An 18,828-nucleotide genomic window follows, 5' to 3' on the forward strand; every position below is an offset into this window, starting at 1 on the left:
GAAGGACAAGACATGTTCAATCACCACAAAGTGGAAATCGAATGGGGCGGCCGTCCGCTCATCCTCGAAACCGGCAAGATTGCGCGCCAGGCTGACGGCGCGGTGCTCGCCACCTACGGCGAAACCAAGGTTCTCGCCACCGTCGTTTCGATGAAGGAACCAAAACCGGGCCTCGATTTCTTCCCGCTGACCGTCAACTACCAGGAAAAGACCTATGCCGCCGGCAAGATCCCGGGCGGCTATTTCAAGCGCGAAGGCCGTCCGAGCGAAAAGGAAACGCTGGTTTCCCGTCTCATCGACCGTCCGATCCGCCCACTCTTCGCTGACGGTTACAAGAACGACACGCAGATCGTTGTCACCGTCGTCCAGCATGATCTCGAAAACGACCCGGACATCCTGTCGATCGTCGCCACCTCGGCGGCTTTGACGCTGTCCGGCGTCCCTTTCATGGGTCCGATCGGCGGCGCCCGCGTCGGCTACATCAACGGCGAATATGTGCTCAATCCGCATGTCGACGAGATGCAGGAATCCAAGCTTGACCTGATCGTCGCCGGCACCTCCGACGCCGTGCTGATGGTCGAGTCCGAAGCCAAGGAACTCGGCGAGGATCTGATGCTCGGCGCCGTCATGTTCGGCCACCGGGGCTTCCAGCCGGTGATCGACGCCATCATCAAGCTGGCAGAAGTCGCCGCCAAGGATCCGCGTGACTTCACCGCGCCGGATTATTCGGCGCTTGAAGCCGAGATGCTGAAGATCGTCGAAGGCGAGCTTCGCGATGCCTACAAGATCACCGACAAGCAGAAGCGCTATGCCGCCGTCGACGCCGTCAAGGCGAAGGTCAAGGCTGCGTTCGCACCCGCCGAAGGCGAAGAAGCCAAGTATACGTCCGAGCAGATCGGCACCGTGTTCAAGGAGCTCCAGGCCAAGGTCGTGCGCTGGAACATCCTCGACACCGGTTCGCGCATCGACGGCCGCGATCTGAAGACGGTTCGCAAGATCGTCTCCGAAGTCGGCGTCCTGCCGCGCACCCACGGCTCGGCGCTGTTCACCCGCGGCGAGACCCAGGCGCTGGTCGTCGCCACGCTCGGCACCGGCGAGGACGAGCAGTATGTCGATTCGCTGACCGGCATGTACAAGGAAAAGTTCCTCCTTCACTACAACTTCCCTCCCTATTCGGTCGGTGAAACCGGTCGCATGGGTTCGCCCGGCCGCCGCGAAATCGGCCACGGCAAGCTCGCCTGGCGCGCGATCCGCCCGATGCTGCCGACATCGGACCAGTTCCCCTACACGCTGCGCGTCGTCTCGGAGATCACCGAGTCCAACGGCTCGTCGTCGATGGCTACCGTCTGCGGCACCTCGCTGGCGCTGATGGATGCCGGTGTGCCGCTGGCCAAGCCGGTCGCCGGCATCGCCATGGGTCTGATCAAGGAAGGCGAGCGCTTCGCGGTGCTCTCCGACATCCTCGGCGACGAGGACCATCTCGGCGACATGGACTTCAAGGTTGCCGGCACCGCCAACGGCATCACCTCGCTGCAGATGGACATCAAGATCGAGGGTATCACCGAGGAAATCATGAAGATCGCGCTGGATCAGGCCAAGGACGGCCGCCAGCATATCCTCGGCGAAATGGGCCATGCGCTGTCCGGCGCGCGCTCCGAACTCGGCGAATTCGCGCCGCGCATCGAGGTCATGCACATCCCGACCGACAAGATCCGCGACGTGATTGGCTCGGGCGGCAAGGTCATCCGCGAGATCGTCGAAAAGACCGGCGCCAAGATCAACATCGAGGACGACGGCACGGTCAAGATCGCTTCGTCCAACGCCAAGGAGATCGAGGCGGCGAAGAAGTGGATCCACACCATCGTCGCCGAGCCGGAAGTCGGCGAAATCTACGAGGGCACGGTCGTCAAGACCGCCGACTTCGGCGCTTTCGTCAACTTCTTCGGTCCGCGTGACGGCCTCGTCCACATCTCGCAGCTCGCCAATGATCGCGTCGCCAAGACTTCGGACGTCGTCAAGGAAGGCGACAAGGTCTGGGTCAAGCTGATGGGCTTCGACGAACGCGGCAAGGTCCGCCTGTCGATGAAGGTCGTCGACCAGGCCACCGGCAAGGAAATCGCCCGCGACAAGAAGGCCGACGGCGAAGAAGACGCCGCCTGAGCGATCTGACCGAACAATCGAAGCGGGCGCGCCGACAGGTCGCGCCCGCTTTCATTTTCTGGTCAAGCCAGCTGCACTTCGAGATCGAAAAATGTCCGCTGAGCCGCTGAAGACACTGTTCCATCCGTTCGAGGCGGAGGCTGTTTCCTTGCCGCGTAAGGGCGAGCGTGTCCTCTTTCTGGGCGCTGAGCCGGGCTTCCGCCTGCCCGAAGGTTTTGATGCAGCACTGCATCTTGTGCAAGGCTTCCGGCCGCACTTTCGCGCGCTGCAGGCGGCCGGTTTCACCGTCACGCCGCGCCTGGAGGGCGAAGGTTTCGATGCGGCATTGGTGCTTGCCGGCCGCCATCGCGGGCAGAACGAATTGCGCATCGCCGAGGCGATTGAGCGTGTGCGGCCGGGCGGATCGATTGTCGTTGCCGGCGCCAAGGACGATGGCATTGCCAGCCTGCGCAAGCGCATCGACGAGCTTGTGCCGCTCGACGGCCATTTGCCGAAACATCACGGCATCGCCTTCTGGTTTCATCGACCTGCCGATGCTGCGGTCGCGGCAGCGCTTCGCGCTGCCAATCCCGCCCTTCTGGTCGAGGATCGGTTCCGCACCGCACCAGGCATGTTTTCTTTCGATAAGATCGATGCAGGTTCGAGATTGCTGGTCGACAATCTCCCCGGCGACCTGCGTGGCAGCGTTGCCGATTTCTGCGCCGGCTGGGGCTATGTGGCGGCCGAGGTCGCCGCCCGCTCACCTGGCATATCGGCGCTCGATCTCTACGAGGCCGAGTTCGATGCGCTGGAGGCGGCGAAATTCAATATCGGCAACACAGCGGCGGAACCCAACTTCTTCTGGATCGATCTTTTGAGCGAGCCGGTCGAGCGGCGCTATGACGCCATCGCCATGAACCCGCCCTTCCATCGCAGCCGGGCGGCCGAGCCCGAGATCGGCGCCGGCATGATCCGCGCCGCGGCAAAGGCGCTGAAGCCGGGCGGTCGGCTGTTCATGGTGGCGAACCGCCAGCTTCCCTACGAGCCGGTGCTGGCGGCCGCCTTCTCCAGCCATGCCGAGATCGCCCGCGACGGCATGTTCAAGATTTTCGCGGCGCGCCGCTGAAGGCGGAGTTCACGGGACCAATGCATGTCGCGCAAAAGTGCGCAGCGGTTTTGCGATAACGACATGCATAAACAAGAACTTAAAGCGCGTCGCATGAATCCATTCAAACGCGACGCGCTTTAAGGCATCTTCTGCGGCCGAAATTAAATTACTCTCGTCCGCTGTCGGTCCGCTTCAGCTCGTCGAGCGCCGGCATCGAGACGATGTGGTAGCCGGAATCGACATAGTGGATTTCGCCGGTGACGCCCGACGACAGGTCGGACAGCAGATAGAGCGCGGAACCACCGACTTCGTCGATGGTCACTGTGCGGCGCAGCGGCGAGTTGCGCTGCTGGTAGGAAAACATGTGGCGTGCGTCGGAAATCCCGGCGCCGGCCAGTGTCCGCACCGGTCCGGCGGATATGCCGTTCACCCTGATGCCGCGCGGGCCGTAGTCGTTGGCGAGATAGCGGACGCTGGCTTCAAGCCCGGCCTTGGCGACGCCCATGACGTTGTAGTTCGGCATGACGCGGACCGAACCGGCATAGGTCAGCGTGATCATCGAGCCGCCGTCCCTCATCAGCGCGGCCGCATGACGGGCGACCTCGGTGAAGGAGTAGCAGGAGATGACCATGGTGCGGACGAAATTGTCGCGGCTGGTGTCGGCGTAAAGGCCTTTCAGCTCGTTCTTGTCGGAAAAGCCGATGGCGTGGACGACGAAGTCCAGGCCGCCCCAGGCCTCGCCCAAGGTCTCGAAGGTAGCGGCAACCGATGCGCTGTCCTCGACGTCGCAAGGCACGACCAGCGAGGAGCCGAGCTTGTCGGCGAGCGGCTTGACCCGGCGCCCGAAGGCTTCGCCCTGATAGGTGAAGGCGAGTTCCGCCCCATGTTCGGACAGTTTCCGGGCGATGCCCCAGGCGATCGAATGGTCGTTGGCGACACCCATGACAAGCCCGCGCTTGCCCTTCATCAATCCGTCCATGGTCGGCTGTCCTTATGCGGAATAGCGCTGGAAAATCAGCGTTGCGTTGGTGCCGCCGAAACCGAACGAGTTGGACAGGACGGTGTCGATCCTGGCATCGTCGATGCGCTCTCGCACGATCGGCATGCCCTCGAATTCCGGATCGAGCTGCTCGATGTGGGCGCTCTCGCCGATGAAGCCGCCTTGCATCATCAGGATCGAGTAGATCGATTCCTGCACGCCGGCCGCACCCAGCGAATGGCCGGTCAGCGATTTCGTCGAGGTGATGAACGGCATGTTTTCGCCGAACACCTCGCGGATCGCGCCCATTTCCCTGGAATCGCCGACCGGCGTCGAGGTGCCGTGCGTGTTGATGTAGTCGACCGGCGAAGAGACGGTCGCCAGCGCCTGCCGCATGCAGCGCACCGCGCCTTCGCCCGAGGGCGCCACCATGTCGTAGCCGTCCGAGGTCGCGCCATAGCCGACGACCTCGGCGTAGATCTTGGCGCCGCGCGCCTTGGCGTGCTCGAGCTCTTCCAGCACCAGCACGCCGGCGCCGCCGGCAATGACGAAGCCGTCGCGATCGACGTCATAGGCGCGCGAGGCAGCCGATGCTCGGTCGTTGAACTTGGAGGACATGGCGCCCATCGCATCGAACAGGTCCGACATCGTCCAGTCGAGGTCCTCATGGCCGCCGGCGAAGACCATGTCCTGCTTGCCCCACTGGATCAGTTCGTAGCCATTGCCGATGCAATGCGCCGAGGTCGAGCAGGCCGAAGAGATCGAATAATTGACGCCGTGGATCTTGAACCAGGTGGCGAGCGTCGCCGAAGCGGTCGACGACATCGCCTTCGGCACCGCGAACGGGCCGATGCGCTTGGGGCTGCCGTTCTTGAGCGTGGTTTCAGCGGCTTCGACGATGGTTCTGGTCGATGGTCCGCCCGATCCCATGACGATGCCGGTGCGCTCATTGGTGATCTCGTTCTCGCCAAGTCCAGCGTCCACGATTGCCTGGTCCATGGCGACATGGTTCCAGGCCGCACCTTGCGACAGGAAGCGCATGGCGCGGCGATCGATCAGCGCCGAGGGGTCGAGCGTCGGCGCTCCCCAGACCTGGCAGCGGAAGCCGTGTTCGGCGAAGGAATCGGAGAAGCTGATGCCGGATCTGGCATCATGCAGCGAGGCCTGCACCTCGTTGGCATTGTTGCCGATCGACGACACGATGCCGAGGCCTGTCACTACGACCCGTCTCATTCGCAACTCCTTCCAGCGCATGAACCCGAAACCTGCCGGACCGAAACCTGCCGGACAAGAATGCGCAAATTAAGTTCTACAGCTTCCTTTGCGCCTCCCGCGGACTCGCCGCGCTGCGCAGGCGCCGGTCAGGCGGCGGCCGATTGCTTGGACAGACCCACCTTGAGATCCGTTGCTGCGTATATGGGTTCGCCATCCGCCTTCAGCCAGCCGTCGGCGATACCCAGCACCAGCCGGCCGCGCATCACGCGCTTGAAATCCACGCCATATTCTACCTTCTTGACCGACGGCGTCACCATGCCTTTGAATTTCACTTCGCCGGTCGACAGCGCCATGCCCTTGCCCGGCTCGCCGAGCCAGCCAAGGTAGAATCCCGTCAATTGCCACATGGCGTCGAGGCCCAGGCACCCCGGCATGATCGGGTTGCCGATAAAGTGGCAGGCGAAAAACCACAGGTCCGGCTTGATGTCGAATTCGGCGCGGATGAAGCCCTTGTCGAAGGCGCCGCCGGTCTCGCTGATTTCGGTGATGCGGTCGAACATCAGCATCGGCGGATAGGGGAGCTGGGCGTTTCCAGGTCCGAACAGCTCGCCGCGGGCGCAGGCAAGCAGTTCCTCGTAATCGTAGCTGGATTTCGAAACCGCCATCAGTCTCCGTCCCCAATAATCGTCCGGGCGGTAGCGCGCCCTTGTCGTTGGTTTCCTAACACAATCTATTTCCGGCCGGAAACCGGCGTTTGCGCTTAACCTGCCCGCCTGCCGGGGTCAATGCGCGCTATTGATCGTATTCGGCCGACAGAATATATGTCGGGTTATGTCCAGGTTCGGTCAATGTTGGTTTTTTGCCGCTCTGGGCAGCTCTTGAGGCGAAACTTGAGCTTGGACGGATAGATGGATCTGGGCTGCCGGAAGGAAAATGTCGCTGTGGACAAGCGGGTTCGCGAAGCTGGCCTGAGGCCGACGCGTCAGCGCATTGCGCTGGCCGATCTGCTTTTTGCCAAAGGCGACCGCCATCTGTCGGCCGAGGAACTGCACGAGGAGGCGATCGCCGCCGGCGTGCCGGTATCGCTCGCCACCGTCTACAACGCCCTTCATCAATTCACCCAGGCGGGCCTTCTGCGCATCCTGGCCGTCGAGGGGTCGAAGACCTACTTCGACACCAACACCTCCGATCACCATCATTTCTACATTGAGGGCGAAAACAGGATTTTCGACATCGCCAGCGGTCCTGTCACGGTTTCCAACCTGCCGGAGCCACCGGAGGGGATGGAGATCGCCAATGTCGATATCGTCGTGAGGCTGCGCCCGAAACGCTGCGAGTGATCGGCGCTTTTACGCATGTCGTTATCGCAAAACGCGCACTTTTGCGCGACATGCCCGTCATCCCGAACCGACATGAAGAGGTCAGTCCTTGACCCGTTCGCCCGGATAGGCGCCCCAGACCAGCGACTGGGCGAGCCAGCCGGTGTGGCCACTGAAGGTCATTTCGCACCACTGGCCGTCACAAGACTTGATCGTGCCCATGGCGCCAGGCTCGACGATTGCGACGATGCCGGCATCCTTTTGCGGGTCGTCGAGTAGGTTGATTCGGGCATCTTTGCCGCGCTGCCAGGGTGCTACGATCGCCGTGCGGCGACCGGAAAGCAGCGACTGGTTGATCCAGCCTTCCGAGCCATCGGCATCGCGCACACGACGCCAGGTGTCGAATTCCTGGATGATCTCCATCGGCAGGCCGGGCTTCATATACATCCAGTCGACGGAATAGTTGACGCCTGGTCCGACGCGGGAGTTGACGCGGCCGGCTTTCAGGCTGACGAAGCGCGGCAGCGGCAGGCCGCTCGGCCCGAGCGTGACGCTCTGGGTCGGTGCTGCCGCATTCTGTGCCGCCACATCCGGGGAATAAAGCAAAGCGCCGAGAAATGCTGCGCTGAGGGCCAGGCGGAGCGACGCGAAACCAGACACTTTCGTTCCCTTTCGGCGCCGGCTCATCGGCCCTGGCGCCCCTTTTTCTTTGTCTTCGGCGGAACCTCTTGTTACATGGAGAACTGGCACCGCGACCGGCCTGCAGTTTCGCCTGTCTTGGTTAAAGAGGTCTCAACGAGGTCGGGTTCGAGGAAACAATGGTAGGCAGAAAAAGGCCCCTCGTCGTCATCACGCGCAAGCTGCCCGACCCGGTCGAGACCCGCATGCGTGAGCTGTTCGACGCCCGGCTGAATGTCGAAGACCGGCCGATGACGCAGCCGGAACTGGTCGCGGCGGTCAAGGAAGCCGACGTGCTGGTGCCGACCATAACCGATCAAATCGACGCGGCGCTGATCGCCCAGGCCGGCGACAACCTCAAGCTGATCGCCAATTTCGGCAACGGCGTCGACAAGATCGACGTGTCAGCGGCAGCGAAGAAGGGCATTACCGTCACCAACACGCCGAACGTTTTGACCGAAGATACCGCCGACATGACCATGGCGCTGATGCTGGCGGTGCCGCGGCGGCTGGCGGAAGGCGCCAATGTGCTGACCGGCGACAAGAAATGGGCCGGCTGGTCGCCGACCTGGATGCTCGGCCGGCGTATCTGGGGCAAACGCCTCGGCATTGTCGGCATGGGCCGCATCGGCACCGCCGTCGCCCGACGGGCCAAGGCCTTTGGCCTGTCGATCCACTATCACAACCGCCATCGCGTGCTTGCCGCGGTCGAGGATGAGCTGGAGGCGACCTATTGGGAAAGCCTCGACCAGATGCTTGCCCGCATGGACATCATATCGGTCAATTGTCCGTCGACGCCGGCGACCTTCCATCTGCTTTCGGCGCGGCGGCTGGCGCTTCTGCAACCGTCCGCTTACATCGTCAACACGGCGCGCGGCGACATCATCGACGAGGACTCTCTGGTCAAGCTGATCCAGGACGGCAAGATCGCCGGCGCCGGGCTCGATGTCTATGAGCATGAGCCGGCGCTGAACAGCAAATTGCTGAAGCTCGCCGCCAAGGGCAAGGTCGTGCTGTTGCCGCATATGGGATCGGCGACGCTCGAAGGCCGCATCGACATGGGCGAGAAGGTGATCATCAACATCCGCGCCTTCTTCGATGGCCATCGGCCGCCGGATCGCGTGCTGCCGCTGCGGACGTGACCGGCTACCATCGTAAGTTAGAGTAGGCTTACGAAAGCACCTTGCGCATGGTGATCGAGGTCGGTCGGTCATAGCCACTGTGCGCCGTCCGTTCCGTTTCGCGAAAGCCGAGGCGGGCAAAGGCCGCGTGATTCGCGGTCAATTCGATCCGCGTCTGAAGCTCGATCGCAGACTTGCCGCGGTTGCGGGCAAAATTCTCGACAGCTTGCATCAGCCGCCTGGCAATGCCTTGTCCCTGAAAGTCCGGTTCGACCGCGAGCTTTCCGACATAGAAATCGTTGGCCCGCTCCAGGACAAAAACGCAGCCGACAATCCTGCCGCCCTTCAGCGCCGCAAAGCCCGTCTCTTGCCGGACCTTGTCCCGGAGATTTTCGACCGTGAGCCGATGCGCCGAGGATGGCGGATCGATGACGCCGTCCATGGCAGCGAAGGCGCGCATAATCAGCGCCAGCACCTCGTCCCAACGGTCGAAATCGGCCGGAAGCTGCGCGACGGAATCCAGGCTGCCCAAAATCTAGCTGCGCCTGTAGCGGATCGTGTCGAAGCGCGCTGCCAACGCATCGTAAAGCAGCAGCCGGCCGACCAGCGGCTCGCCGATGCCGGCGATCAGCTTGATCGCCTCCATGGCCTGCAGCGTGCCGACGACGCCGGTCAGCACGCCGAGCACGCCGGCCACGGCGCAGGATGGCATCAGGCCCGGCGGCGGCGGTTCCGGAAACAGATCGCGATAACTCGGATTCGGCCTGCCGTCCGTGCCGGTCTCGAACGGTTTCAGTACGGTCACCGAGCCGTCGAAGCGGCCGACGGCGGCATGGACCAGCGGCCGCTTTTCCGCAGCGCAGGCGTCGGCCACCGCATAACGGGTTTCGAAATTGTCGGAGCCGTCGACGACGATGTCATAACCGGCGACAAGGGCAGGGGCGTTGTCCGCCGTCAGTCTGAGATTGTGCAGTTCCACGGCGACGTTGGGGTTGATGCGGGCGATCGCCGCCTTGGCGCTGTCGGTCTTTGCCATGCCGACAGCGCCGGTGCCGTGGATCACCTGCCTTTGCAGGTTCGACAGCGAGACGCTGTCGTCGTCGACGATGCCGAGTGTGCCAACGCCGGCTGCGGCAAGATATTCAAGCACCGGCGCTCCCAGCCCGCCGGCGCCGATGACCAGGACGCGAGCCCGCTTCAGTCGCTGCTGGCCGGCGCCGCCGATCTCGGGCAGCACGATGTGGCGGGCGTAGCGTTCGAGTTCTTCGTTGGTGAGCGCGGTGGTGATCATCGCCAGACCATATAGGGGGTGAATAGTGAATGGTGAATGGTGAATAGTGAGTGGTGAGTAGCTGGTAGCAAGTAGCGGGGGACAGTGGACAGTGGACAGTGGACAGTGAAGTGAGGGTGCACTCACTACCATTCACCATTCACCATTCACCATTCACCATTCACCATTCACCATTCACCATTCACCATTCACCATTCACCATTCCCTACTCCCTACTCACTACCCCATGATCGACGGTCAAAAACTGCGCGCGTCCGTTGAGACTGGAAAACAGCGCCGCATCGGTCCCGGTCATGAAAGCCTGGCAATTCAGCTCTTCGAGGATCGAGAACAGCGCGGCGCGTCGGCCCGCGTCGAGATGGGCGGCGATCTCGTCGAGCAGCAGGATCGGCGTCATGCCAGACATCTCGCCGGTCAGCCGGGCGTGCGACAGGACCATGCCGACCAGCAGCGCCTTCTGCTCGCCGGTCGAGCAGAGTTCGGCCGGCATCGCCTTTGGCCGGTGCCGTACCACGAGATCCGACCGGTGCGGCCCGTCGAGCGTGCGCCCGGCGGCGCGGTCGCGATCGCGCGCTTCGGCAAGAGTGCGGCGGAACCGCTCCTCGACATCGACAGCCGCGCTGGTTGCGACCTCGCTTTCCAGTGCGCCGGACAGGCCGATGTCGGCTTGCGGAAACGGACCGGAGCTTGGCAGCCTGTCGATCATGGCGGCGAGCAGGCGCACCAGTTCGGCACGCGCCGCGGCAATCGCCACACCAGTTTCGGCCATTTGCGTCTCGATCGCATCGAACCAGGCGCCGTCGCGCGAGCCTTCGGCGAGCAGTCGATTGCGGCCGCGCATCGCTTTTTCGTAGTCGAGCGCGCGCTGGCCGTGGCCCGGATCGATCGCCATCACCTGCCGGTCGAGAAAGCGCCGCCGATCTGCGGCCGGCCCGGTGAACAATGCATCCATCGCCGGTGTCAGCCAGACGACGCGCAGCCATTCCAGCATGTCCTCCGCCGAGCGCGCCGCCGCGCCGTTGATCCGCACCCGCCGGCCGCTCTCGGCGGCGTCGCCGCCTGCGATGCCGGTGCCGATCTCGACCGGGCCGTCCGGCCCATCGAGCCGGGCATGGATGGCAAAGCCGCCGTCGCCGCCTTCGCGCGCCACGTCGGCATAAGGCGCACGGCGCAGGCCGCGCCCCGGCGTCAGCAGGGAAATCGCCTCCAGCAGATTGGTTTTGCCGGCACCATTGTTACCGGAAAAAACCACAGGGCCGGGATCGAGATCGATCGACAGTGTTGTGTAATTGCGGAAATTGGTAAGCGAAAGCTTACTTATGTGAGTCTGCTGATCGCGCTCAGGCTGCTTCGCAACTCCGGTCATGACAGCAAGATGGCCTCGTTCCGGCCTAAAGCGCGCCGCGTTTGACCGGCCTCATGCGACGCGCTTTAGGTTGTTGTTTTATGCATGTCGTTATCGCAAAACCGCTGCACACTTTTGCGCGACATGCATCAGACCCGCATCGGCATCAGCACGTAGAGCGTGGTTTCGTCGGCCATGTCGTGGATCAGCGTTGGCGAGCCGGCATCCGCCAGCATGAATTTTGCCTCGGTGCCGGTCAACTGGGCGGCGACGTCGAGCAGATATTTGGCGTTGAAGCCGATTTCGATCGCGTCGGACGAATAATCCGCGGCCAGTTCCTCCGTGGCGCTGCCCGAATCCGGATTGTTGACAGCAAGCGTGACCTGGCCTTCTCCAATCGAAAGCTTCACCGCCCGGCCGCGTTCGGACGAAATGGTCGAGACGCGGTCGACGGCGGCGGCGAAACTCTGGCGGTCGATGATCAGCTTCTTGTCGTTGCCGGTCGGGATCACCCGCTGATAGTCCGGGAAGGTGCCGTCGATCAGCTTCGAGGTCAAGACGACGCTGCCGATGGTGAAGCGGATCTTGGTGTCGGACAATTCGGTGGTCACCGCGATATCAGGGTCATCGACGAGCTTTTGCAGTTCGCTGACCGTCTTGCGCGGAATGATGATGCCCGGCATGCCTTCCGATCCTGCCGGCGCGTCGATCTCGGCGCGCGCCAGCCGATGGCCGTCGGTCGCTACCGAGCGCAGCTTCAGCCTGCCGTCGGCGTCATGCGTGTGCAGGTAGATGCCGTTCAGGTAGTAGCGCGTCTCTTCGGTGGAGATGGCGAATTGGGTCTTCTCGATCAGGCCCTTGAGCGCGACCGAATCGAGCCGGAAGATATGCGAGAACGATCCGGCCGAAAGCTCCGGGAAATCGGATTGCGGCAGGCACTGGAGGCGGAAGCTCGAGCGGCCCGAGGTCACCGTCATGGCGTTGCCGTCCTCGTCGGTCTTCAGCATCACCTCCGCGCCGTCGGCGAGCTTGCGCACGATGTCGTAGAGCAGATGCGCCGGAACCGTCGTCGCCCCGCCGCGCTCGACCTTGGCGGGCGTGGCTTCGGTCACTTCCAGGTCGAGGTCGGTCGCCTTCATTTCAAGGGTGGCGCCTTCGGCGCTCAGCAGCACGTTCGACAGGATCGGTATGGTGTTGCGCCGCTCGACCACGCGATGAACGTGGTTGAGCGACTTCAGGAGATTTGACCGTTCCAGGATAACACGCATGACGAAACAGGCTCGCTTGAATGAATGAGCGGGTCTCCGGCAAGCGGCAACCCGCGAAAGGTCTGAACAGGCTCAGAATCTGCACAAACTGACAGGAAAAAACCGGTGAACGCAAGCCCGTGCTGACGGTTCGGGCCGGTTACACGGGCTTTCCCAGGATAAAACTGGGCAAGCCCGCAAGCCAATGCTCGTCGCCCAAAAGTATGCCCTCGGGTCAGGCCCGAGGGTGCGCAGCGGTTTTGCGGCAACGACGTGCATAAGGACGAAGATAACAAGCGCGTCGCGGCCATCCAGACGCGACACGCCTTTGTTTTTCAGGCCGGTCAGGCCTGGTCGTTGATCAGTCTTCTCAGCAATTCGAGTTCCTGCGCCAGCGTGTTGTCGACGCCTGAAAGATCCTCGATCTTGCGCACGGCGTGCAGCACCGTCGTATGGTCGCGGCCACCGAAACGCCGCCCGATCTCCGGCAAGGAGCGCGGTGTCATCACCTTCGACAGGTACATGGCGACCTGCCGCGGCTTGACGATGGTGCGGGTGCGCCGGTTGGACAGAAGTTCCGTCTTCGACACATTGTAGTGGCGCGCGACGATGCGCTGGATGTCCTCGATGCGCACCCGCTTCGGCTCGCCCGAACGATAGATGTGGCCGAGGATCTCATCGATGCGGTCGATGGTGATCTGCGGTTCGAACGACTGGCGGAACAGAAGCTGGTTAAACGCACCTTCGAGTTCACGCCCGCTGCCGGTCACCGTGCGGGCGACATGGTTGAGGATCTCCTCCGAGATGTCGAGCGATTGATCGTCGGCCTTGGCGGTGGCAAGGCGCAGCTTGAGCATGCCGATCCGCATGGCGAAATCCGGTGCCGACATTTCGAGCGCGACGCCGCCGTTGAGGCGCGAGCGGACGCGGGGCTCCAGTGATTCCAGTTCCGACGGCGGCCGGTCGGCGGCGACCACCACCTGCTTGGCGCTGTCGAGCAGCATGTTGATCAGATGGCAGAATTCATGCTGGATCGACTTGCCTTGCAGGAACTGCATGTCGTCGATGATGAGGAGGTCGATGTCGCGCAATTGTTCCTTCAGCGTCAGCGCGTTGTTGTCGCGGATCGCGGTGGCAAACCGCCACATGAAATATTCGGCCGTGAGATAGACGACGCGCGATTTCGGATTCTGCTTCAGCGATTCCGCCGCGATCGCCTGCAGCAGGTGCGTCTTGCCCAGCCCCACCGTCGCGTGCAGAAACAGCGGATTGAAGCGCACCGCGCTCGACTGCGATTCCGCCACCGCCTTGGCGGCGGCGAAGGCCACCCGGTTCGACGGTCCCTCGATGAAGGAGCCGAACGTGTAGCGCGGGTCAAGCGGCGAACCGAGCACATTGTGCCGGAACTCGGTCTCGGCAGGCATTCCCGGGCGAGGTGCCGGTACCCGCTCCACCCTGCCGGGGGCCGCTGTTCCCGCGGCCAGCGCCGTTTGCGCTTGCCTGGTCATCTTGCGCGCCGGGGCCACTTCGGGCTCGACGCCGTTGCGCCCCGGGCGGGTAGCGGTGCGCACGACGATCTCGATCTTGAGGATTTCAGGATCCTCGTGTTTCCACAGCTCGGCGATGAGGTCGAGGTAGTGGCCGTTGATCCACGAGCGCAGGAAGGCGGTGGGCACCGAGATGCGGACAATGCCCCGGGACGCCTCGGCGACCTTCATGCGCCCGAACCAGCTCGAATAGACTTCGGTTCCCAGACGCGCCTTCAACTGGGCCTTGACCCGGTCGAACTTTTGTTCCGCGTCGATGGAAGCCGACATAGCGTCCCCTCCGGTTAAGGTCCCAGGGAATGGGAGGTCGCCCGTAAGCTCCCTTTCGATGCCGCTCTGCATGATCGAGTTCCTTGTCCTTTTGTACCTTTTTCCGCCGGGAATGCGCCTCCTGCATCCATGTTTCCGGCGACCGTGTCCTCACAGCGACACCATCGCCGCCGCCGGCAGCTGATGTCGCCTCATTGTCGGGGAACCGGCGCCGGCTCCTCGGAGCCAGCCCGCTTTGGTCATGTCAGGGCAATACAATTCCGCCCGGCGAAACGCCGGCGCGTGATTGATCTGCCATGTACAATTACGCCATTCCCCTACCGTATCGAAAAGGCAAACCAAACCCGTACGCGGAGATGATCCGCGTCATGAATTCTGCCATTTTGTGCTGGCCGATTCAGGCTGGGTTAAGGGCCAACGGCCCGTCCCTCTCGATAGACAGACCTTAGCGAAATCGCTGTGGATAGGGCAAGGCCACGACTAACGGATTTTTAAGGAATGTGGTTAGCGCAAACCGGTTCGGAGCCTGCGTTGCACTGGCTTGTTTTGACAAACCCATTGTGATTCAAACCCTTTTCCGGCGAATGTGAAAAAGGCCGCGTCGCGCGAAATTTTATCAAATAATTTTCTTGACAGGCAATTGTCCCCCATCCCTCGCACCCGATGTGAACAAGCTGTGGATGACCGTCCGCAACCGTTTGAAAAATATAGGTGATTTTCGACAGTTGATATTTTCGCCGTGAACGCTTTCAGCGGCTGCGCCTGTCAGCCGGCATGTATATGCCGGCAAAGCAATTCGAACTTCGAAATCGTGCGGGGTGTTGCTTGCGGGCTTTCTTTTTAAGTACTTGCCGGCAAACGAAAAAACCCGGCACGAGCGGCCGGGTCTGAAAAGGACAAGTTTAGTAAAGGTATATCAGCCCGGATATCCGGGTTAGGCCGACAACACCTTGAGGCGCTGGGCCAGGCGCGACACCTTACGGGATGCCGTATTCTTGTGCACCACGCCCTTGCTCGCGGCGCGCATCAATTCCGGCTCAGCCACCTTGAAAGCAGCCTGCGCGGCCGCCTTGTCGCCCGAGGCGAGCGCCTCTTCGACCTGGCGGATGTAGGTCCGCACGCGCGAGCGGCGGTTCTTGTTGATCGCCGTACGGCGGGCGATCTTGCGCGTTGCCTTTTTGGCCGAGGAGGTATTGGCCATGATGCCTCTCTTCTGATCTGGTGGGCGCATGCGGGATGCCGCAAGGCGCAAAAAATAAACGGGCAGCCACAGGGCCGCCTCGGTTGGTGCGGCTTATAGTTCAGCTTTTCCGGCGCGTCAACGCTGCTTCGCCTTCTTTTTGGGCCGCTGCTGTCGCTCGCTCCCGGCTGATGTCGTCGCCATCTACCAGTTCGAGAAATTTGGCTAGCGGTTCGAGAAATTTGGCTTCCGCTTATCGACAAAGGCCGCCATGCCTTCCTTCTGGTCATCGAGTGCAAACAGTGAGTGAAACAGCCGGCGCTCGAACCGCAGCCCCTCGGCCAGTGTCGTTTCATAGGCGCGGTTGACGGCCTCTTTCGCCATCATCACCGACGGCAGCGAAAAATCGGCTATCTTGGCCGCCGCCTTCAACGCCTCCTCGAGCAATTCGCCAGCGGGCACGACACGCGACACCAGGCCGCAACGCTCGGCTTCCGCCGCATCCATCATCCGTCCGGTCAGGCACATGTCCATCGCCTTCGACTTGCCGACGAAACGGGTCAGGCGCTGCGATCCGCCCATGCCCGGCATGACGCCGAGCGTGATCTCGGGCTGGCCGAACCTGGCGTTGTCGGCGGCGATGATGAAATCGCACATCATCGCCAGTTCGCAGCCGCCGCCGAGCGCATAGCCGGCCACCGCCGCGATGACGGGCTTGCGCACTCGGGTGAGCTCTTCCCAGCCGATAAAGAAATCCTGCACATAGGCGTCGACAAAGGAGATCGCCTGCATTTCCTTGATGTCGGCACCTGCCGCGAAGGCTTTTTCGGAGCCGGTGATGACCATCGCGCCGATGTCGGCATTCGCGCAGAAGCCGTTCACGGCCACGACCACGTCCGCCAGGACCTGCGAGTTCAGCGCATTGAGCGCCTTCGGCCGGTTCAGCGTGATCAGCCCTACCTTGCCGCGGGTTTCGACGATAATCGTTTCATAGGCCATGACTGTATCTCCTCACTAGGTCATCTCCTTGCATCAGGCATCGTTCACCCTGGCACCTGGCGTACACCCCCACCTAAGTCACAACTGACAGCTCCGGCAATAGAAGGTGGAACGCCCGCTTTGCACGATGCGCTCTATATGGCCGCTGCAGCCGTGCTTGGAGCAGGGCTCGCCCTCGCGATCATAGACCGCGAACGAATGCTGGAAATAGCCTAGGGACCCGTCGGTCTGCACATAGTCGCGCAGCGACGATCCGCCGGCGGCGATCGCATCGGCGATCACCGCGCGGATTGCTTCGGCCAGGGCGTCGCGCTGCTGTTTGGCCTTCTTTCCAGGCTTTGCGATGGTGCCTGCCTCGCGCAACGGCGACAGGCCGGCGCGCCACAACGCCTCCGACACATAGATATTGCCGAGCCCGGCGATCAGCCGCTGATCGAGAAGTGCTGCCTTTAGCGGCGACTTCCGGCCTTTCAGCAGCGAGGCGAGCAGCTCGCCGTCCAACGCATTGCCTGTCGGCTCGACGCCAAGCCCCGCCAGCATCGGATGCGTGTCAGGCGCTCCTTCGGAAAACAGCATGAAGCCGAAACGGCGCGGATCGTTGAAGGTCACCCGGGACCGGGCGCCTTGGGGAGAGACGACATGGAAGACGACATGGTCGTGTACCGCGCTTTTCGGGCGCTCATGATAGAACGCGCCCAGCATTTCGCTGCTGTCGGGCATTTCGCTGCCATCAGACGTTTCGATGCGGAACGAGCCTGACATGCCGAGATGGCAGATCAGCACCGGACCGCCTTCCAGGTGCATCGTCAGGTATTTGGCCCGGCGGCCGAGCGCCGTAATCGTCTTGCCGGTCAGCCTCTCCAGGAATTTTTCGGGAAACGGAAAGCGCAGGTCGGGCCGGCGCGCCTCGACGCGGGCGATGCGGGCGCCTTCCAGAACCGGCTGCAGGCCCCGCCGCACCGTTTCGACCTCAGGCAACTCAGGCATGGCCGCCTATCGCTGTGTAGAAGGAGGTGCCGTGACGGCCGCGAGCCAACCAAAGATGCTCGGCGACGGTTTCACCGATGTCGGCGAACGTCGTTCTCAACCCGATGTCGCCGCCAAAGCCCGGTCCGGTGCCGATCACCGGAATGCGTTCGCGCGTATGATCGGTGCCGTGCCAGGTCGGATCGTTGCCATGGTCGGCCGTGAGGATGAGAAGGTCGCCTTCCCTCAGCCGTGCAAGCGCCTCCGGCAGCCGCCGGTCGAAGGCCTCGAGCGCGGCGGCATAGCCGGCAACGTCGCGCCGATGGCCGAACTCGGTGTCGAAATCGACGAAATTGGCGAAGACGAGATCGCCGTCGCCCGCGTCGTCCATCGCGCCGAGCGCTTTGTCGAACATCGCCATGTTGCCGGCGGCCTTGCGCACTTCCGAAATGCCGCGATGGGCGAAGATGTCGCCGATCTTGCCGACCGCGATGACCCGGCTGCCGCGCGCCGTCAGCCGGTCGAGCAGGGTCGGTTCGGGCGGCGGCACCGAATAGTCCCGGCGGTTGTGCGTCCGTTCGAAGCTGGCGGCGGTTTCGCCAATGAAAGGCCGCGCGATCACCCGTCCGATGTTCAGGGGATCGACCAGCCTGCGCACCACCTTGCAGAATTCGTAGAGCCGCTCCAGGCCGAAGTGAACTTCATGCGCGGCGATCTGCAGGACGGAGTCGACCGAAGTGTAGCAGATCGGCTTGCTGGTGCGGACATGCTCCTCGCCGTACCGCTCGATGATCTCCGTGCCCGGAGCATGGCAATTGCCGAGAATGCCCGGCACCTTTCCTTCGCGAATGATCGCTTCGGTCAGGTCGGCTGGAAAGGCGGGAACTGTGTCCGGGAAATAGCCCCAGTCGAAGCGGACCGGCAAGGCGGCGATTTCCCAATGGCCTGACGGCGTGTCCTTGCCGCTGGAAATCTCCTGCGCCGCGCCGTGGAAGGCTGAGGCAAGCAGGCCGCCGCTGTCGAAGCAGAATCCTGTCGCGGTTTTCGCCGCGCGCCCCAGGCCGAGCGAGAGCATGTTGGGTACGAAAAGCGGGCCTTTGCGCAGCCCCTCGCGATCCGCCCGGCCTTCCGCGCAGGCTTCAGCGATATGTCTGAACGTGTTGGAACCGGTGTCGCCATAGCGGTCGGCGTCGGCCGCGCCGCCGATGCCGAAGGAATCGAGAACAAAAAGGAAGGCGCGCGCCATTGCAGGGGTTCATTATTATCGTTTGTCTGTCCGCCCAGACATAGGCGGCCGCGCGGGCATTGGCAATTCGGAACCAGACGGCTGTGTGCACATCCGGGCGCGATGGTAGAATTGTCACCGGCATCGGCGTGGATCGACGAAAACGAGAGGGAACTCACATGCGACATGCAAGGCATCC

The 18,828-nt window shown here is 62.7% G+C and carries 17 protein-coding genes; 4 read left to right on the forward strand and 13 right to left on the reverse strand.

The genetic code is table 11. The features are described 5' to 3' along the window. The first annotated feature begins 12 nt into the window (after positions 1-12). Entirely contained in the window at positions 13-2,160 is a 2,148-nt protein-coding gene (pnp, locus tag AC0L2B_RS32070) for a polyribonucleotide nucleotidyltransferase (protein WP_023802123.1), read from the forward strand. Between the two features lie 91 nt (positions 2,161-2,251). Next, complete coding sequence (locus AC0L2B_RS32075; protein ID WP_473748190.1) at positions 2,252-3,265, forward strand: class I SAM-dependent methyltransferase; 1,014 nt, start codon at positions 2,252-2,254, stop codon at positions 3,263-3,265. A gap of 148 nt (positions 3,266-3,413) precedes the next feature. On the opposite strand, the gene fabI is transcribed toward AC0L2B_RS32075, so the two are convergent. The 3 genes from fabI to fabA form a co-directional block, all read right to left on the reverse strand. Further along, complete coding sequence (fabI, locus tag AC0L2B_RS32080; RefSeq protein WP_473532909.1) at positions 3,414-4,226, reverse strand: enoyl-ACP reductase FabI; 813 nt, start codon at positions 4,224-4,226, stop codon at positions 3,414-3,416. 12 nt (positions 4,227-4,238) lie between these two features. After that, positions 4,239-5,459 (reverse strand): beta-ketoacyl-ACP synthase I, encoded by a 1,221-nt coding sequence (gene fabB / locus AC0L2B_RS32085; RefSeq protein WP_473748191.1) that lies wholly within the window; start codon positions 5,457-5,459, stop codon positions 4,239-4,241. A gap of 128 nt (positions 5,460-5,587) precedes the next feature. After that, on the reverse strand, positions 5,588-6,106 hold the full coding sequence (gene fabA, locus AC0L2B_RS32090; RefSeq protein ID WP_023802127.1) for a 3-hydroxyacyl-[acyl-carrier-protein] dehydratase FabA: 519 nt from the start codon (positions 6,104-6,106) through the stop codon (positions 5,588-5,590). A 243-nt stretch (positions 6,107-6,349) separates the two neighbouring features. Between fabA and irrA the strand changes: the two genes are divergently transcribed. Continuing rightward, the gene (gene irrA, locus AC0L2B_RS32095; protein ID WP_023802128.1) at positions 6,350-6,781 is read left to right on the forward strand and encodes an iron response transcriptional regulator IrrA; all 432 of its coding nucleotides are present in this window, start codon (positions 6,350-6,352) and stop codon (positions 6,779-6,781) included. 81 nt (positions 6,782-6,862) lie between these two features. Here the strand turns inward: irrA and AC0L2B_RS32100 are convergent, their stop codons facing one another. After that, a complete protein-coding gene (locus AC0L2B_RS32100; RefSeq protein WP_027151699.1) occupies positions 6,863-7,420 on the reverse strand; it encodes an SH3 domain-containing protein in 558 nt (185 codons plus the stop codon). Positions 7,421-7,578: 158 nt separating this feature from the next. On the opposite strand from AC0L2B_RS32100, the gene AC0L2B_RS32105 reads away from it, so the two are divergent. Continuing rightward, positions 7,579-8,580, forward strand: coding sequence for a 2-hydroxyacid dehydrogenase (locus tag AC0L2B_RS32105; RefSeq protein WP_023802130.1), 1,002 nt, complete (start codon positions 7,579-7,581; stop codon positions 8,578-8,580). A 28-nt stretch (positions 8,581-8,608) separates the two neighbouring features. On the opposite strand, the gene AC0L2B_RS32110 is transcribed toward AC0L2B_RS32105, so the two are convergent. The 9 genes from AC0L2B_RS32110 to AC0L2B_RS32150 form a co-directional block, all read right to left on the reverse strand. After that, on the reverse strand, positions 8,609-9,091 hold the full coding sequence (locus tag AC0L2B_RS32110; RefSeq protein ID WP_473610887.1) for a GNAT family N-acetyltransferase: 483 nt from the start codon (positions 9,089-9,091) through the stop codon (positions 8,609-8,611). A gap of 3 nt (positions 9,092-9,094) precedes the next feature. Continuing rightward, positions 9,095-9,850 carry a molybdopterin-synthase adenylyltransferase MoeB gene (locus tag AC0L2B_RS32115; protein WP_473610889.1) on the reverse strand — a complete coding sequence of 252 codons (756 nt, stop codon included), beginning with the start codon at positions 9,848-9,850 and terminating at the stop codon, positions 9,095-9,097. Positions 9,851-10,055: 205 nt separating this feature from the next. Further along, complete coding sequence (gene recF / locus AC0L2B_RS32120; protein WP_473748192.1) at positions 10,056-11,216, reverse strand: DNA replication/repair protein RecF; 1,161 nt, start codon at positions 11,214-11,216, stop codon at positions 10,056-10,058. Positions 11,217-11,344: 128 nt separating this feature from the next. Then, positions 11,345-12,463, reverse strand: a complete 1,119-nt coding sequence (gene dnaN, locus AC0L2B_RS32125; RefSeq protein ID WP_473610891.1) for a DNA polymerase III subunit beta — start codon at positions 12,461-12,463, stop codon at positions 11,345-11,347. Positions 12,464-12,786: 323 nt separating this feature from the next. Beyond that, positions 12,787-14,259: a chromosomal replication initiator protein DnaA gene (gene dnaA / locus AC0L2B_RS32130; RefSeq protein WP_023802135.1), complete on the reverse strand. Its 1,473-nt coding sequence runs from the start codon at positions 14,257-14,259 to the stop codon at positions 12,787-12,789. Positions 14,260-15,193: 934 nt separating this feature from the next. Beyond that, a complete protein-coding gene (gene rpsT, locus AC0L2B_RS32135; protein WP_023802137.1) occupies positions 15,194-15,460 on the reverse strand; it encodes a 30S ribosomal protein S20 in 267 nt (88 codons plus the stop codon). A gap of 204 nt (positions 15,461-15,664) precedes the next feature. Continuing rightward, complete coding sequence (locus AC0L2B_RS32140) at positions 15,665-16,438, reverse strand: enoyl-CoA hydratase (protein ID WP_473748193.1); 774 nt, start codon at positions 16,436-16,438, stop codon at positions 15,665-15,667. Between the two features lie 78 nt (positions 16,439-16,516). Then, positions 16,517-17,425 carry a bifunctional DNA-formamidopyrimidine glycosylase/DNA-(apurinic or apyrimidinic site) lyase gene (mutM, locus tag AC0L2B_RS32145; protein ID WP_473748194.1) on the reverse strand — a complete coding sequence of 303 codons (909 nt, stop codon included), beginning with the start codon at positions 17,423-17,425 and terminating at the stop codon, positions 16,517-16,519. Further along, complete coding sequence (locus tag AC0L2B_RS32150) at positions 17,418-18,650, reverse strand: phosphopentomutase (RefSeq protein WP_473748195.1); 1,233 nt, start codon at positions 18,648-18,650, stop codon at positions 17,418-17,420. Before AC0L2B_RS32150 ends, mutM begins: the two co-directional genes overlap by 8 nt. Between the last annotated feature and the right edge of the window lie 178 nt (positions 18,651-18,828).

It is taken from the genome of Mesorhizobium sp. WSM4815 (assembly GCF_055811575.1).

Bases quoted from the DNA above. Each gene is read 5' to 3' on its own strand.
- rpsT (WP_023802137.1), bottom strand. From the start codon at position 15,460: ATGGCCAATACCTCCTCGGCCAAAAAGGCAACGCGCAAGATCGCCCGC.
- pnp (WP_023802123.1), top strand. From the start codon at position 13: ATGTTCAATCACCACAAAGTGGAAATCGAATGGGGCGGCCGTCCGCTC.
- AC0L2B_RS32150 (WP_473748195.1), bottom strand. From the start codon at position 18,650: ATGGCGCGCGCCTTCCTTTTTGTTCTCGATTCCTTCGGCATCGGCGGC.
- irrA (WP_023802128.1), top strand. From the start codon at position 6,350: ATGGATCTGGGCTGCCGGAAGGAAAATGTCGCTGTGGACAAGCGGGTT.
- AC0L2B_RS32105 (WP_023802130.1), top strand. From the start codon at position 7,579: ATGGTAGGCAGAAAAAGGCCCCTCGTCGTCATCACGCGCAAGCTGCCC.
- fabI (WP_473532909.1), bottom strand. From the start codon at position 4,226: ATGGACGGATTGATGAAGGGCAAGCGCGGGCTTGTCATGGGTGTCGCC.
- fabB (WP_473748191.1), bottom strand. From the start codon at position 5,459: ATGAGACGGGTCGTAGTGACAGGCCTCGGCATCGTGTCGTCGATCGGC.
- dnaA (WP_023802135.1), bottom strand. From the start codon at position 14,259: ATGTCGGCTTCCATCGACGCGGAACAAAAGTTCGACCGGGTCAAGGCC.
- AC0L2B_RS32075 (WP_473748190.1), top strand. From the start codon at position 2,252: ATGTCCGCTGAGCCGCTGAAGACACTGTTCCATCCGTTCGAGGCGGAG.
- dnaN (WP_473610891.1), bottom strand. From the start codon at position 12,463: ATGCGTGTTATCCTGGAACGGTCAAATCTCCTGAAGTCGCTCAACCAC.
- fabA (WP_023802127.1), bottom strand. From the start codon at position 6,106: ATGGCGGTTTCGAAATCCAGCTACGATTACGAGGAACTGCTTGCCTGC.
- mutM (WP_473748194.1), bottom strand. From the start codon at position 17,425: ATGCCTGAGTTGCCTGAGGTCGAAACGGTGCGGCGGGGCCTGCAGCCG.
- AC0L2B_RS32140 (WP_473748193.1), bottom strand. From the start codon at position 16,438: ATGGCCTATGAAACGATTATCGTCGAAACCCGCGGCAAGGTAGGGCTG.
- AC0L2B_RS32115 (WP_473610889.1), bottom strand. From the start codon at position 9,850: ATGATCACCACCGCGCTCACCAACGAAGAACTCGAACGCTACGCCCGC.
- recF (WP_473748192.1), bottom strand. From the start codon at position 11,216: ATGACCGGAGTTGCGAAGCAGCCTGAGCGCGATCAGCAGACTCACATA.